Genomic DNA, 15,076 nt, shown 5'->3' with positions numbered 1-15,076 from the left:
GGAAATATAAATGGCACGTGTTAAAGGTGGCGTTGTATCACGCAAACGTCGTAAACGTATTCTTAAATTAGCTAAAGGTTACTATGGAGCTAAACATATCTTGTTCCGTACTGCAAAAGAACAAGTAATGAACTCTTACTACTATGCATACCGTGACCGTCGTCAAAAGAAACGTGACTTCCGTAAATTGTGGATCACACGTATCAATGCGGCAGCTCGTTTGAACGGACTTTCATACTCACAATTGATGCATGGTTTGAAATTGGCTGAGATCGAAGTGAACCGTAAAATGCTTGCTGACTTGGCTGTTAACGATGCAGCAGCTTTCACAGCTCTTGCAGATGCAGCTAAAGCAAAACTTGGTAAATAATGTTTATGAGGCTGGGCAAAAGTTGTCCAGCCTTTGATGTATGATAGAAATAACTGTATGACGCAGTGGTTGATTGGTATCTTTATTCGCTTTTAAGCTCTAAAGATGACCTAATCAACTATGCGGGGGTGGGAAAACGAACTCTTTTTTACTAGTCAGAGTTCTTTCCCACTCCCTTTTTTTCTTGCTGATTTCATGCTATAATGAAATCAATTATAGGAGTAATCATATTAGATGGAGGAGCTAAAGGTGACACACAATCGGCTAGCATGGGATGAGTATTTTGCGGCACAGGCCTTACTGATTTCGAATCGTGCGACCTGTAATCGGGCGAAAGTAGGGGCTGTTCTGGTTAAGGATAATAAGGTCATTGCAACCGGCTATAATGGATCTGTTTCTGGAACAGATCATTGTTTAGAGGATGGCTGCCTTATGGTCGAGGGACACTGTGTCCGCACGATTCATGCGGAAGTCAATGCTATTTTGCAAGGAGCTGAAAGAGGGATTCCAAAAGGCTTCACAGCTTATGTCACGCATTTTCCTTGTCTCAATTGTACTAAGCAGTTACTTCAAGTTGGCTGCAAGCGGGTGGTATACATCCATCAATACCGCATCGATGAATATGCAGAATACCTCTACCGTGAAAAAGAAGTAGAACTGGTTCATCTGCCAATTGAAGAAGTGAAACGAGCCATTGCTGAGGCAGACTTCATTTAAAAAAATCCTGTCTAAAACTTGATATAGATCTAATAGAAAGCTTGTTTTTGAGATCATGCTTGGCTGATTCGTCTAGAGGAAGAAGAGTGGGATGATACGTAAAATTTGCTATCTAATTTTCTTATTCGCCCAGGGACCTGGGGCTGTTGTTATATGAAAGGTAGGAAACCGTGATGACAGACCAAGAGAAACATTTTGAAGAAAATAAGGAACATAGTAAGATCAGTGAAGATCATCCCAATTCTGTATTTGTTCAGAATCCTCCAAAAGAAAATAGCTTACATTCTATTCTTCTTTCAGTGACCTTTTACTTATCCATTATCTATCTTGTATTGTTTGTCTCTCTCTTTGCACTTTGGGGTTATGGATGGGGATTTGTCGTTTTGATTTTCCTTGGACCAAACTTATTAAGTCTTGCGATTGGGGCCTTTTTACTTCGACTAGGGATGAAGAAAGGGAATAAAAGCCTTCTTTATGCGAGTATTGGACTCTATCTGCTGTCTATCATCTTGGCTTTTGATCCAGACTGGGAAATATTTCGAATTGCTCCCTTATGTTTAGGTGTTCTGGATTTAATCGGAACACTCCTGGTTAAAGAAGAGAAAAGCTTTTAATTAAAAGATAGGTATGGGCCACTTTACTTAATAAAAAGTATTCGGGTCGATCAAAGCGATCGTTAAATCAATTCTTTTTGTCGATTTTTGAGTACTATTATTTTAAAAGATAACTAAGAACTTTAGGAAGAAATGAAATGTCAGATCAACCAAAACATTCTGCAGTAAAAAAAGAGAAAGAGGAAAGGATTACAGATGAAGTTCGTTCACCTGTTGGTGAATTTGATTCAGAAAAGAGAATTGGGAAATCTGGAATACTTGCTTTTGCCTCGGTCCTAGCCATTGCTTATATCGTTTTGCTTTTATTAGGTCTCTTTTCACTAGGATCATGGGTTGGTGGTTTTTTGTACTTTTTGGGAATCCATATGATTAGCTTTGTTATTGCCACTATCCTGCTTTGGAATGGAAATGTGAACGGCAATAAAGCAACTCTTTATATAGCAGCAGCTATTTATGTTTTTTCATTTATTGCTGCGGGTGATCCTTCTTGGGTGATTAATCATATACCACCGCTTGTGGTAGGAGTGCTGGTATTGATTGGAACTGTATTGTTAAAAAATGAAGAGTGATGATAGGAGGTAGGGTGTTCAATCCTATCTTTTTTATTTATTACTGATAATACGCCAGGAAAACGATTACAAACTATGTTATAATTTAAATAAAATGAATAGTTTAATACTTTATTTAGAAAGTGGAGGAGAATCTATGTCTAGAAAAAAATGGTATTGTATACTGCTAATTCTTGAAGCAATTCTTTATCTTGTTTCTTATGGTAGTAGTCTAGTAGAGAGCTATAATGCTCAAAATTTAAATGGAAATACACCACTGTTCAATGCCTCTAGTATTTTTTCTATATGGAATGGAATGATTATTTGCTGGTTAATTTGGAGAATCATGAAGCAACGTTTAAATGTTGAAGGATTGATAGCTGTTCTTCTCCTCTCAATTACTCAACTACTGATGTTTTTTTTACCACCTTTCTCCCTAACAAATCTGATGAACATTTCCTTTGTGCTAAATATCATTTGTTTAATATGGATTTGCTTGCTTATAAAGAATGTAGAAATGAGGGAGCTTTTAAACGATTGGAAAAGTAAAGATGGTTGGAAATCAACGATAACTTATTTAGTACTATTTGTTGCCTCAACCAATATATCTCCATTATTTATATTGTTTGGTATGGATAGAACGAGTGTAATTTACGCTTTTACACTTCAATACACTGTAATGGAGTTAATGTTTCTAATTCTGATTAATGTTATGATCACAAGTACAAGTGATAAACTTCAGAAAGTCTTTTCTCTTTTGCTAATTTTATCTTCTCTTGTTGAGATAGGTGTAGTATACTCTTTTATCTCTCGTATAAGCTTTTACGGTCTCTTTTATCTTCTCTTATCGATTTATATTGTTTGTCGTGTTTTTGGTTTGTTTGATAAAGTTGCAGATAGCTGGGAGTCCAAGGTGAAAGTACAAGATCTATCATCTATTGAAACTAAACCAGAGATGGAATACCCTCAAGTAAAAGGAGAGATAGATGTAAACGATCAGTTGAATGCTGAGATACGATCAAACAATGATAAAGAAAATTCGCCAAAAAGAATTATTCTTCAGTCGTCTTGGTTATGGAGCGCCCTTATAATAGCAGTCTGTCACCTTGGTATTATGATTTTTCCTTTATTTTTAGGAAACCCCATGTATCTACTGATCTTATATATTGGTGCCATCCATTATATTTGTTTTATGATTGCGACTATATTACTTTTCATTGGTATGAGAAAAGGAAGTAAAGGACTCCTAAATGCCGCAGCTATCTTATTTGTTATTTCCATTATAGGTACGCCAGATACTTATTGGATAGGTCCAAATATATTATCCTTTATTCTGGGAGTCTTGGTATTTATTGGAACTATATTATTGAAAAATGGAGACTGATTAAAGTAGATAGGGTTGAAAATTTTTAAAGATATGTTATCATTTAAGTAGATGGTAGGTCATCGAGCACCAATAGGTGCGCGGTAGCCTACCATTTTTGAAGATAAAAAAAGCACCGTGTGAGGGTGCTAGATCTTGCCTACTGAACTCGTAAATTGATAGATACCCTACGGGGTATTTTTTGTCAACTTTTTTAAGTACTTTTTAGGAACTTTGAGGACTGTTTAAGTCGATTTAATTAGATAGCGCATAGCCCGAAAAAGCTGATTTAATGGGCTTCTTGAAAAATCATTTTCCATATCATTTGTAATGTGTTATAATGAAGTGTTATATGGTCCCGATAAGATGATAGACTGTCTATCAGTACTTTGTAACTCTATAACAATATTTTTTAAGGGGGGACATTTTTATGTCAGAACGTAAACTTTTCACGTCTGAATCAGTATCTGAGGGGCATCCAGATAAGATTGCAGACCAAATTTCAGATGCTATTTTAGATGCTATTTTAGAGCAAGATCCAGAAGCACACGTTGCGGCTGAAACAGCTGTTTATACAGGGTCAGTCCATGTTTTTGGTGAAATTTCAACCAATGCCTATGTCGATATTAACCGTGTTGTTCGCGATACGATTGCAGAAATTGGCTATACCAATACAGAATATGGTTTCTCTGCTGAAACTGTTGGAGTACACCCATCATTGGTGGAACAATCTCCTGATATCGCTCAAGGGGTAAACGAAGCCCTAGAAGTACGTGGGAATACGGATCAAGATCCACTCGATTTGATTGGTGCAGGAGACCAAGGTCTCATGTTTGGTTTTGCGGTGGATGAAACAGAAGAACTCATGCCATTGCCAATCTCACTCAGTCATAAGTTGGTTCGTCGTTTGGCAGAGCTTCGTAAGTCTGGGGAAATTAGCTATCTTCGTCCAGATGCCAAATCACAAGTCACTGTTGAGTACGATGAAAACGATCGTCCAGTGCGCGTGGATACGGTTGTTATTTCAACCCAACACGATCCAGATGTCAGCAATAAACAAATCCACGAAGATGTGATTAATAAGGTCATTAAAGAAGTGATTCCAGCTTCTTACCTAGATGATGAGACAAAATTCTTCATCAACCCAACAGGACGCTTTGTTATAGGTGGTCCTCAAGGAGACTCAGGATTGACAGGTCGTAAGATCATCGTCGATACCTATGGTGGTTATTCACGTCACGGTGGTGGTGCCTTCTCTGGTAAGGACGCAACCAAGGTGGACCGTTCGGCTTCTTATGCAGCTCGTTACATTGCTAAAAACATTGTGGCAGCTGGTCTTGCTAAGAAGGCAGAAGTGCAATTGGCTTATGCGATCGGGGTGGCTCACCCAGTATCTGTTCGTATCGATACTTTCGGTACTGGAACAGTCGCTGAAAGCAAATTAGAAGCTGCAGCTCGTCAAATCTTTGACCTTCGCCCAGCAGGAATCATCCAAATGCTGGACCTCAAGCGTCCAATCTACCGTCAAACAGCGGCTTATGGTCATATGGGACGGACAGATATTGATCTTCCATGGGAACGTTTGGACAAGGTAGAAGCCTTGAAAGATGCTGTAAAATAATTTGTTGAAATGGAAAAGTTAGGGTCAAGATGATCCTGGCTTTTTTTCGTTTTGAAAATTCCTACAGATGGAAAAATAGGGCGATCTGTGGTATAATAGATGCAGTATTTTAAATACATTGTCCCTTTTATTTCCGTTGAAAAAAACGATAGTAAAAGGAAAAATACTTGAAAGAGCTAATGAATTATTAAGATGAAAAAAATTGTAATAAATGGTGGTCGCCCTCTAAAAGGAGAGGTAACCATTAGTGGTGCAAAAAACAGCGTAGTAGCCCTGATTCCTGCGACCATTCTGGCGGATGATATTGTGACCCTTGATGGGGTGCCAGATATCTCCGACGTGGCAAGTTTGATTGACATCATGACCATTATGGGGGCTAAGATCGAGCGCAAAGAAGACAGTTTGATCATTGATCCTCGTGGGGTGAAGGATATGCCCATGCCATTTGGAAAGATCAATAGTCTCCGTGCCTCCTATTATTTCTATGGCAGTTTATTAGGGCGCTACGGTCAAGCAACGGTTGGACTACCTGGCGGGTGTGATCTTGGCCCGCGTCCGATCGATTTGCATTTGAAGGCCTTTGAAGCGATGGGAGCTGCTATGACCATGGATGGCTCCAGTATGAAGCTTGCGACAGACGGCAAGCCCCTTCAAGGAGCGATTATCTATATGGACACTGTTAGTGTTGGTGCAACGATCAATACGATTTTGGCGGCCGTCAAGGCTGAAGGTCGGACAGTGATTGAGAATGCTGCTCGGGAACCTGAAATTATCGATGTGGTAACCTTGTTGAACAATATGGGAGCCCATATTCGGGGAGCAGGGACGGATATCATTACCATTGATGGTGTTCCGCATTTGCATGGGACGAGACATCAAGTGATTCCGGATCGCATCGAAGCAGGAACTTATATTGCGCTTGCAGCTGCTATCGGAGAAGGTATCCAGATCAATAATGTCCTGTATGAGCATTTGGAGAGCTATATTGCCAAGTTAGAGGAAATGGGTGTGCGCATGACCATTTCTGAAGATAGCATCTTTGTAGAAAAACAAACAGGCTTGAAGGCGATCCAGATCAAAACGTCTCCTTATCCTGGTTTCGCGACAGATCTGCAACAACCGATCACACCTTTGCTCTTAACTGCTGCAGGACGTGGTCGAATTGTTGATACGATTTATGAAAAGCGGGTCAACCATGTGCCAGAATTGGCTAAAATGGGGGCTACTATTTCGACCTTGAACGACCACATTATCTATGAAGGACCAAATCAATTGACAGGATCCAGTGTGAAAGCGACGGATCTTCGAGCTGGTGCGGCTTTAGTGATCGCAGGTCTCATGGCTTCTGGAACAACAGAAATTACAAATGTAGAATACATCCTTCGCGGGTATTCAGATATTATTCATAAATTGACTCAACTTGGAGCAAATATCCAGTTGGTAGAGGAATAGTGACAGAGCTAGAGATCTGATAGTGGCAGCTGGATACACGAACAATGGAGTTTGAGATGAATATTTGGACGCACTTAGCTGCCTATTCACTAATTGAAACACAAAGGTTGTATTTACGACCTTTTCTCTTTGAGGATGCGGAAGATTTTTATAAGATTGCTTCTAATCCTGAAAATTTACAATTTATCTTTCCTGCACAAGCCGATCTTGCCGAAACCCAGTATGTACTAGCCAATTATTTCATGAAAAATCCTTTGGGGGTTTGGGCCATCTGTGATAAGGAAACTAATCGGATGATCGGCTCCATCAAATTTGAAAAGTTGGATGAAATCAAGGGTGAGGCTGAGTTAGGCTACTTTTTACGCAAAGATTTTTGGGGAAAGGGCCTCATGACTGAAGCGGTCAAAGAGTTGGTCTATCTCTCATTTGAGAAATTTCAACTGAAGGAGCTTAAGATTGTCACCCATGTTGAAAATGCAGGGAGTCAAAAGGTCGCTTTAAAGGCTGGCTTTCGTCTCTTTCGTCAATTTAAAGGGAGTGACCGTTATACGCGTAAAATGCGCGATTATTATGATTTCCGCCTAGGTAGAGGGGACTTCTATGAGTAAACACCAAGAGATTTTAGACTATCTCGAAAAATTACCGATTGGAAAACGGGTCAGTGTTCGGAGTATTTCCAATTTTTTGAATGTCAGTGATGGAACGGCTTATCGTGCCATTAAAGAAGCTGAAAATCAAGGAATTGTAGAAACGCGTCCTAGAAGTGGGACCATCCGTGTTAAATCGAAAAAGGCTGTACTAGAGCATTTGACGTATCGAGAAATCCAGGAAATTACCGGTTCGGAAATTTTAGCTGGTGAAGAGGGGCTCGAAAAAGAATTTAATAAATTCTACATCGGTGCCATGACGGAGAAGCACGTCCTAGACTATGTGTCTGAAGGGGGCCTTTTGATCGTGGGAGACCGCACCAGCATTCAACGATTGGCATTAAAGCATGACAATGCAGTCTTGGTGACAGGAGGCTTTGAGGTGAGTAAGGATGTGATTGATCTGGCCAATCAGGTACAAATCCCAGTCATCCGAACTTCACACGATACCTATACCGTCGCTACTATGATCAATAAGGCCTTATCCAACATGCAGATCAAGACAGATATCTTGACGGTGGAGCAGGTCTATCGGCCTTTCCATGAGTACGGCTATCTTTCTGAAACTGATACGGTAAGGGATTATTTAGATCTGGTTCGAAAGAATCGCTTTAGTCGCTTTCCGGTTGTCAATCAGCACCAGATGGTGGTGGGAGTCGTGACCATGCGAGATGCTGGAGATAAGGCACCTCAGACGACCCTTGATAAGGTGATGTCACGGACCATCTTTACCACCAATCTATCCACCAGCATTGCGACCATTAGCCAACGGATGATCGCTGAAGATTATGAAATGATTCCTGTTGTTCGTAATAACCAGACCTTGCTGGGTGTCATTACGCGTCGGGATGTCATGGATCGGATTAGCAAGGTGCAATTTTCGAGCTTACCAACCTTTAGTGAGCAAATCGGTCAAAAGATTCAAACAGAGAACGACCATTACCAATTCACAGTAGAGCCAAGTATGTTGGAGAAAAGTGGTGTTTTGGCCAATGGGGTCATGATCGAAGTGCTGATGAAGGTTGTTCGCAAGATGATGCAACACAGTGGGCGTAGCTTGATTGTCGAGCAGCTGATTATCCATTTTTTACAAGCGGTGCAGGTGGACGATGTGATCCGCATTGAACCACAACTTGTTCGGCGAACCAGACGTTCAGCCTTGGTTGATTTTAGCTTGTATCTAGATCTGCAGCTGGTCGCGAAAGCAACCATTACCATTAAGATTAATTAAACAAAAGAAATGAGGAGACAATGATTACATTAAAATCACAACGTGAAATTGAAGCCATGGATCGTGCAGGAGATTTCCTTGCCAGCATCCATATTGGATTGCGTGACTTGATCAAGCCAGGGCTCGACCTTTGGGAAGTAGAAGAATATGTCCGCCGTCGCTGTAAAGAAGCCAATGTCTTACCACTTCAAATCGGAGTAGAAGGCAGTCTCATGGACTATCCTTACGCGACTTGTTGCGGTTTAAATGATGAGGTTGCCCATGCCTTTCCCCGTCATGTTATCCTGAAAGATGGGGATCTCCTCAAGGTAGATATGGTCTTGTCAGAACCGCTGGATAAATCTGTTCTAGATGTATCGAAATTAGATTTTGATAATGTAGCGCAAGTCAAGAAATATACTGAGTCTTATAGTGGTGGCTTGGCGGATTCTTGCTGGGCTTATGCGGTTGGAAATGTTTCGCAAGAAGTCAAAGATTTGATGGACGTGACCAAAGAATGTCTCTATAAGGGAATTGAGAAAGCGGTCGTTGGCAATCGCTTGGGAGATATTGGGGCAGCGATTCAAGAGTATGCCGAAAGCAAAGGCTATGGCGTGGTGCGTGATTTGGTCGGACACGGTGTCGGGCCTACCATGCATGAAGAACCAATGGTCCCACATTATGGTCGTGCTGGACGCGGTCTTCGCTTACGAGAAGGGATGGTCTTGACGATTGAGCCAATGATTAATACCGGTACTTGGGAGATTGATACAGATATGGAAACTGGTTGGGCCCATAAGACCCTTGACGGTGGCCTTTCTTGTCAATACGAGCATCAATTTGTGATTACAAAAGATGGTCCAGTGATCTTGACTAGTCAAGGTGAAGAAGGAACATACTAAAAAATAGAGAGGAAAGAATGGAGCTGAAGGCAAGTGTCTGGTTTCGCTCTTTGCTCTTTTTTAGTAAAATGGGGAGGTGACGAATGAAAAAGGTCCTACAAAAAGTACTGGGACAGCCATTTATAAAGGGCTTCGTGCGGTTTTATCAGAGCGCAGAGTCTGATATCACCAGCATTGCTGTAGCCTATTATTTGCTGATCTCCATTTTTCCATTGATGCTGATTGCAGCCAATATTTTACCCTACTTTCATATTCGTCCCACTCAGATTCTTTTGAGCTTACAGAAAGTTTTGCCAGCCTCCTTATATCGAATAGTGGCACAGATGATTTCGAGTGTATTGACCAAGCCTTCGACAGGCTTACTGAGTTTCTCGATTATTTCTGCTTTGTGGATCTTCTCTCAGAGCATTGCCTACCTCCAAAAAGCCTATAACAAGAGTTATGGGGTGGAAAAGGAGCGTGGTATTATCTGGGGGCGACTCTTTAGCTTTCTGATCAGTTTTGCCTTGCAGGGTTTGTTTGGACTTTCGCTGATCCTTTCCATGTTTGGGAAAATGATCGTTCGCTATCTCTATCGGACCTTTTCATTTGATCGGACGATTTATGTGCGCTTACTGAATTTGACAGAGCCGACCATCTATCTCTTGCTCTTTGTCAGTCTGGTCTTGCTTTATTACACTCTTCCAAATGTCAAAATTCCAAAATTTAGATATGTATTGCCAGGGGCGACCTTTGTTGTTGCTGTCCTGTATGCGATCTTGAATATCTTTTGGAAATATGTGGATCGTTATGTGAGTCATTTCTTAGATGCTCGTTTCTTCGGATCGGTCGTCCTAGCGGTCATCATGTTCTGGTTCATCTTGGTAGCTAAAATCATGATTATTGGTTGTATTTTAAACGCCAGTGTCCAATTTGCCAGAGAAGCCAAATTCCAAACGCGTAATGGAGAAATTGTCTCTAAATTAAAGACGGAAGAAGTAGCCTTTCGGCATAAAGAAGTTTCACAAAAATTAAAGCGTCGCTTACGCTTGATAAAAAAAGATAAAACGGAATAAGTGAGAGGGGGACAGAAATCGGTAATTCGTTAGAATTCGATTTCTTTGTCCCGCCTCCGCACAGTTGAGTAGGGCTGTAAAAGCTGATGAAATCAGCGTAGTAGAGCCCACTCAAGCACTGCGTCTTGCTCGATAATCCAAAATAATTGAGAGGCTAGGACTTTTGTCCCAGCTCTTTTTTTATTATCTATTTTGTTGCATTTGCAACAAAAACATGTTATGCTATTGTCAATAGGAAAGGACGAGTGAGATGAGTATTTTGCGTGAGATTGGCATCATTGCGAGAGCACTGGATTCTATAGCAAATATTGAATTTCGAGATTTGGATCTGGCGCGTGGTCAATACCTCTACCTAGTGCGAATTGCCGAGCAACCTGGAATGATTCAGGAAGAACTCTCTGAGCTCTTAAAAGTAGATCGCTCAACTGTTGCCCGATCCGTAAAAAAACTAGAAGAACGAGGAATGATTCAACAGCGCCCAAGGGGTAAAAACCTCAAAACCAAGGAATGGGAATTAACTGAAAAAGGTAAGCAGATTTACCCCTTCATTATAGGGGAGCATCTTTACTCTGAGGAAACTGCCTTAAAAGGATTTTCCAAAGAAGAAGTCGCACAGTTAGAGGAGTATCTCATCCGAGTTCGTGAGAATATCACCTTGGATTGGGAGCTAGTCAAAAAAGGTCAAAAAAGAAATTATAGTGAGGTAAAGCAATGAAAGTGACAGTCGATCAAGCATTTTGGGATTTATTTCCAACAGCTAGAATTACAGTGATGTCCTTGTATGGTATTGATAATACAGTAGATGAAGCCAAGGATCCTTATTTCAAAGAATTGTTGGACAAGGGTACCAAGAGAGCATGGGAATTTATTGATGAAGAAAACTATACCCAGAGTGAGTTCGTTCAAGAGTGGCGCCAAGCTTTTAGCAAGTTTAAAACAAAAAAAGGAGCCCGATCTTCAATCGAGGCACTCTTAAAACGGGTTCACCAGGGACGTGAATTCTATCCGATTAATCCTTTGGTGGATCTTTACAATAGTGTTTCTATGGCTTATGCCCTTCCTTGTGGGGGAGAAGATATGGATAAATTGGTGGGTGGACTCTCTCTAGGCCAAGCGAAAGGAGGCGAACCTTTCTTTCCATTAGGTGCTGAAGAAGATGCTCCAGCTTTGGAAGGGGAGATTATCTACTACGACCAAGAAGGAGCTGTTTGCCGTTGTTTGAATTGGCGTGAGGCTCAAAGAACCATGTTAACAGAAGATACCAAGGACGCTATTTTGGTGATTGAGGCCATCAACGAAGAGCAGGCCAAACGAGCCCAAACAGCCATGCAGGAATTGAAAGATCTAGCCAAGGATTATTTTGGGGTTGAAGGCACCATCTATCAATTAAGTGCAGAGCATGCAAGTATAGAAGTTTAAAAGATAAAGCTTGAAACAATCGTTTCAAGCTTTGTTTTTGTTTTTAAAGACAAAGAGTTTACTAAAGACGTAATTGAGGACCACAATGGCCACTTGTGCAAAGAGGGTTTCAATCAGATTGATCTGGCTCTTGTTATTGTGGACAAATTGCCCGATAATTCCTGGGAACTGCTTGACAAAAATCTCAGTCAAGGCCATGTCCAGTATAAAGGTCCCAGAGCGCGCAATTGCAAATCGGATCAAGCGCTGAAACCAGCCCTTTCTTTCTTGTTTAAAGACAATGGTATCATTGGTCGCAAAGGCAAAGAGGATCCCAGCAATGTTTCCAATTGCGGTCGCTAATCGTTCATCACGAGACACTTGATAGATGAAGAGGCGGGTTCCGACGGAAACAATGGTTGTGGCAACTCCAAAAAAGAGATAGGATAAAATCTCATTATCAAAAAATTTTTTAATTAGTGTTTTCATAAATTCAGTCTACCATAAAACCTCAAAATATGCTATACTTGAAAAGTTGAAGAAATCAAACCTTCAACCCTTGGTGCTTAAGATCCTTTCGCCAAGCATATTACACGTGGGAAAACCGCTAAAGGAGAATAAATGAAACAGTTAACTGCTCGTGATATGGCACAAATTGCTATTGTTGCTGCGATTTATATCGTATTGACCATTACCCCACCTCTCAACGCTATGGCCTACTATGGCTATCAATTCCGTGTTTCGGAAATGATGAATTTCTTAGCTTTTTACAATAAGAAGTACTTGATTGCGGTGACGCTTGGTTGTATGATTGCTAACTTATTTAGTTTTGGATGGATCGATGTCTTTGTCGGTGGAGGTTCAACCTTTGTCTTCTTAGGACTTGGACTCATTCTATTTGGTCGATTCAAAAACAAGTTCTTGTTTGACGGCCTTATTCGCTTGGACCATTTCTTGTTTGCGATATTCTTTTCCATCTCCATGTTTACGATTGCCTTGGAACTTTATTACCTTCAAGGCCAACCATTCTTCTATAACTGGTTGACCATGGGATTGGGTGAATTTGCATCCTTGATTTTTGGAGCGATTGTGATCAATCAACTTTCTAAACGGATCGATTTTACAAAATAAGAAAAGGGAGCTTTGGCTCCTTTTTTTAATGCTAAGAATGCAGTAAATTCAAGGCTAAATTAAGATTTTATGATAAAATAAGAACATGAAAACCAGAATGAAAGAATTAGTGGAATTACTCAATCGATATGCTTACGAGTATTACACAAAAGATGCTCCATCTGTTTCAGATAGTGAATATGATCAATTGTATCGGGAGTTGGTGGAACTAGAAACCGCTCATCCTGATGAGATCTTACCAGAGAGTCCAACTCACCGTGTAGGTGGGGTGGTTTTAAAAGGCTTTACCAAATACCAGCACCAGTATCCCCTTTATAGTTTGCAGGATGCTTTTTCGCGTGAAGAATTAGAAGTCTTTGATCAGCGTGTCCGTAAGGAATTTCCTTCCATCAGCTATGTATGTGAGCTGAAGATCGATGGCTTGTCCATTTCCCTCACCTATGAAAATGGTGTCCTTGTAACGGGCGCAACACGTGGAGATGGTTCTGTCGGTGAGGATATTACAGAGAACCTCAAACGGGTCAAGGACATTCCTTTGGTGTTACCAGAGCCAGTGAACATTACAGTGCGAGGCGAGTGCTACATGCCACGGGCTTCCTTTGATCGGGTCAATCAGATCCGTCAAGAAAACGGCGAGCCGGAGTTTGCTAATCCGCGGAATGCTGCTGCAGGAACGCTTCGCCAATTGGATACGAAAATCGTGGCCAAGCGAAATCTCGCGACCTTCTTGTATCAAGAAGTGAGTCCAACTGATCAAAGCAGTCAGGAAGGCGTGCTTGAGAAATTAGCCCGCTTAGGCTTTGTTGTGAACCGAGAGCGAGTGCTGGCTGAGGATATGGAGCAAATTTGGGACTTTATCCAAAAGGTAGCTCAGCTTCGAGAGGATCTTCCCTACGATATCGATGGGATTGTCATCAAGGTCAATGATCTAGCTGTTCAAGAAGAACTAGGCTTTACCGTAAAAGCTCCTAAATGGGCTGTCGCCTATAAGTTTCCAGCTGAAGAAAAAGAAGCGAAAATCTTATCGGTGGATTGGACGGTTGGACGGACCGGTGTTGTGACGCCAACTGCCAATCTAACTCCAGTCCAGCTAGCAGGAACCACTGTTAGTCGGGCAACCTTGCACAATGTGGACTATATTGCTGAAAAAGACATTCATCAGGATGATACCGTCATTGTCTATAAGGCGGGTGATATCATTCCTGCGGTCTTGCGTGTTGTCAAAGATAAGCGAGTCTCTGATCAAGCATTAGCCATTCCAACTCATTGTCCGAGCTGCCAGAGTGAGTTGCTTCATTTCGAGGATGAGGTGGCCCTTCGCTGTATCAATCCGCTCTGTCCAGCCCAGATTAAGGAAGGATTGAACCACTTTGCCAGTCGGGATGCTATGAATATCACAGGCTTGGGTCCAGCTGTTGTAGAGAAACTCTTCGCGGCTCAGTTGGTAGAGGATGTAGCTGGGATCTACCGGCTCACTGTAGAGGATCTATTGACCTTAGAAGGCTTCAAAGAAAAATCGGCTGAAAAACTCTATGAAGCCATTCAAGCTTCAAAAGAGAATTCAGCTGAAAAGTTGCTCTTTGGTTTGGGAATCCGCCATGTCGGAAGCAAGGTCAGTCAAATCTTACTCCAAGAATTCCATGACCTCGATCAACTGGCTACAGCTGATCCAGAACGGATTGCCAGCATTGATAGTCTCGGTATGGTCGTGGCTGAAAGCCTTAAGAGTTATTTCGCGCAAGAAGGATCCAAGCGTCTCTTGCAAGAGCTCAAAGAAGCTGGTGTCAATATGGCTTATCTTGGTGAAAAAGTCGCTGCTGATGCGGCCCTATCAGGAATGACAGTCGTTTTGACTGGGAAGCTAGAGCGACTCACGCGTTCAGAAGCCAAGGCAAAATTAGAAAGTCTGGGCGCTAAGGTAACTGGATCGGTTTCCAAAAAAACAGATTTGGTCGTTGCAGGTAGTGACGCTGGTAGCAAGTTAACCAAAGCACAAGAATTAGGAATCCAGGTAGAAGATGAGGCCTGGCTTGAAAGTTTATAGAGGA

At 41.5% G+C, this 15,076-nt stretch carries 16 protein-coding genes and 1 riboswitch; of the genes, 15 read left to right on the top strand and 1 reads right to left on the bottom strand.

The window, feature by feature from the left end:
* Positions 1-10 precede the first annotated feature (10 nt).
* From rplT to HMPREF2832_RS04410, 13 genes are all read left to right on the top strand, one after another.
* Positions 11-370 (top strand): 50S ribosomal protein L20, encoded by a 360-nt coding sequence (gene rplT, locus HMPREF2832_RS04470; RefSeq protein WP_000124830.1) that lies wholly within the window; start codon positions 11-13, stop codon positions 368-370.
* 249 nt (positions 371-619) lie between these two features.
* A complete protein-coding gene (locus HMPREF2832_RS04465; RefSeq protein ID WP_141561980.1) occupies positions 620-1,087 on the top strand; it encodes a deoxycytidylate deaminase in 468 nt (155 codons plus the stop codon).
* Positions 1,088-1,260: 173 nt separating this feature from the next.
* Positions 1,261-1,701: a hypothetical protein gene (locus tag HMPREF2832_RS04460; RefSeq protein WP_070505706.1), complete on the top strand. Its 441-nt coding sequence runs from the start codon at positions 1,261-1,263 to the stop codon at positions 1,699-1,701.
* A gap of 137 nt (positions 1,702-1,838) precedes the next feature.
* On the top strand, positions 1,839-2,270 hold the full coding sequence (locus HMPREF2832_RS04455; protein ID WP_070505704.1) for a hypothetical protein: 432 nt from the start codon (positions 1,839-1,841) through the stop codon (positions 2,268-2,270).
* 136 nt (positions 2,271-2,406) lie between these two features.
* Positions 2,407-3,633, top strand: a complete 1,227-nt coding sequence (locus HMPREF2832_RS04450) for an ABC transporter permease (RefSeq protein WP_070505702.1) — start codon at positions 2,407-2,409, stop codon at positions 3,631-3,633.
* Positions 3,634-4,042: 409 nt separating this feature from the next.
* Positions 4,043-5,233, top strand: coding sequence for a methionine adenosyltransferase (gene metK, locus HMPREF2832_RS04445; RefSeq protein WP_070505700.1), 1,191 nt, complete (start codon positions 4,043-4,045; stop codon positions 5,231-5,233).
* Positions 5,234-5,425: 192 nt separating this feature from the next.
* Positions 5,426-6,685: a UDP-N-acetylglucosamine 1-carboxyvinyltransferase gene (locus tag HMPREF2832_RS04440; protein WP_070505698.1), complete on the top strand. Its 1,260-nt coding sequence runs from the start codon at positions 5,426-5,428 to the stop codon at positions 6,683-6,685.
* Between the two features lie 56 nt (positions 6,686-6,741).
* The gene (locus HMPREF2832_RS04435; RefSeq protein WP_070505696.1) at positions 6,742-7,293 is read left to right on the top strand and encodes a GNAT family N-acetyltransferase; all 552 of its coding nucleotides are present in this window, start codon (positions 6,742-6,744) and stop codon (positions 7,291-7,293) included.
* On the top strand, positions 7,286-8,563 hold the full coding sequence (spxR, locus tag HMPREF2832_RS04430; protein ID WP_070505694.1) for a CBS-HotDog domain-containing transcription factor SpxR: 1,278 nt from the start codon (positions 7,286-7,288) through the stop codon (positions 8,561-8,563). Before HMPREF2832_RS04435 ends, spxR begins: the two co-directional genes overlap by 8 nt.
* Before the next feature lie 20 nt (positions 8,564-8,583).
* A complete protein-coding gene (locus HMPREF2832_RS04425) occupies positions 8,584-9,444 on the top strand; it encodes a methionyl aminopeptidase (protein ID WP_003003694.1) in 861 nt (286 codons plus the stop codon).
* An 83-nt stretch (positions 9,445-9,527) separates the two neighbouring features.
* Entirely contained in the window at positions 9,528-10,499 is a 972-nt protein-coding gene (locus HMPREF2832_RS04420) for a YihY/virulence factor BrkB family protein (protein ID WP_049497323.1), read from the top strand.
* Positions 10,500-10,749: 250 nt separating this feature from the next.
* Positions 10,750-11,214, top strand: coding sequence for a MarR family winged helix-turn-helix transcriptional regulator (locus tag HMPREF2832_RS04415; protein WP_049497321.1), 465 nt, complete (start codon positions 10,750-10,752; stop codon positions 11,212-11,214).
* A complete protein-coding gene (locus tag HMPREF2832_RS04410) occupies positions 11,211-11,918 on the top strand; it encodes a B3/B4 domain-containing protein (RefSeq protein ID WP_014713165.1) in 708 nt (235 codons plus the stop codon). The genes HMPREF2832_RS04415 and HMPREF2832_RS04410 overlap by 4 nt, the downstream gene beginning before the upstream one ends.
* Before the next feature lie 24 nt (positions 11,919-11,942).
* Here the strand turns inward: HMPREF2832_RS04410 and HMPREF2832_RS04405 are convergent, their stop codons facing one another.
* Positions 11,943-12,386, bottom strand: coding sequence for a GtrA family protein (locus tag HMPREF2832_RS04405; protein ID WP_049497318.1), 444 nt, complete (start codon positions 12,384-12,386; stop codon positions 11,943-11,945).
* A 28-nt stretch (positions 12,387-12,414) separates the two neighbouring features.
* Positions 12,415-12,521, top strand: a riboswitch (PreQ1 riboswitch).
* Here HMPREF2832_RS04405 and HMPREF2832_RS04400 point away from each other — a divergent pair.
* Both HMPREF2832_RS04400 and ligA read left to right on the top strand, forming a co-directional pair.
* The gene (locus tag HMPREF2832_RS04400) at positions 12,519-13,028 is read left to right on the top strand and encodes a QueT transporter family protein (RefSeq protein WP_003006740.1); all 510 of its coding nucleotides are present in this window, start codon (positions 12,519-12,521) and stop codon (positions 13,026-13,028) included. Its footprint overlaps the riboswitch before it by 3 nt.
* Positions 13,029-13,113: 85 nt before the next feature.
* On the top strand, positions 13,114-15,072 hold the full coding sequence (ligA, locus tag HMPREF2832_RS04395) for an NAD-dependent DNA ligase LigA (protein ID WP_049497316.1): 1,959 nt from the start codon (positions 13,114-13,116) through the stop codon (positions 15,070-15,072).
* Positions 15,073-15,076: the final 4 nt, after the last annotated feature.

It is taken from the genome of Streptococcus sp. HMSC073D05, from assembly GCF_001812015.1.
GTDB classification, from domain to species: domain Bacteria; phylum Bacillota; class Bacilli; order Lactobacillales; family Streptococcaceae; genus Streptococcus; species Streptococcus parasanguinis_D.
The sequence above is the reverse complement of the archived record's forward strand: the minus strand, read 5'-3'. Positions and strand labels throughout refer to the sequence as shown.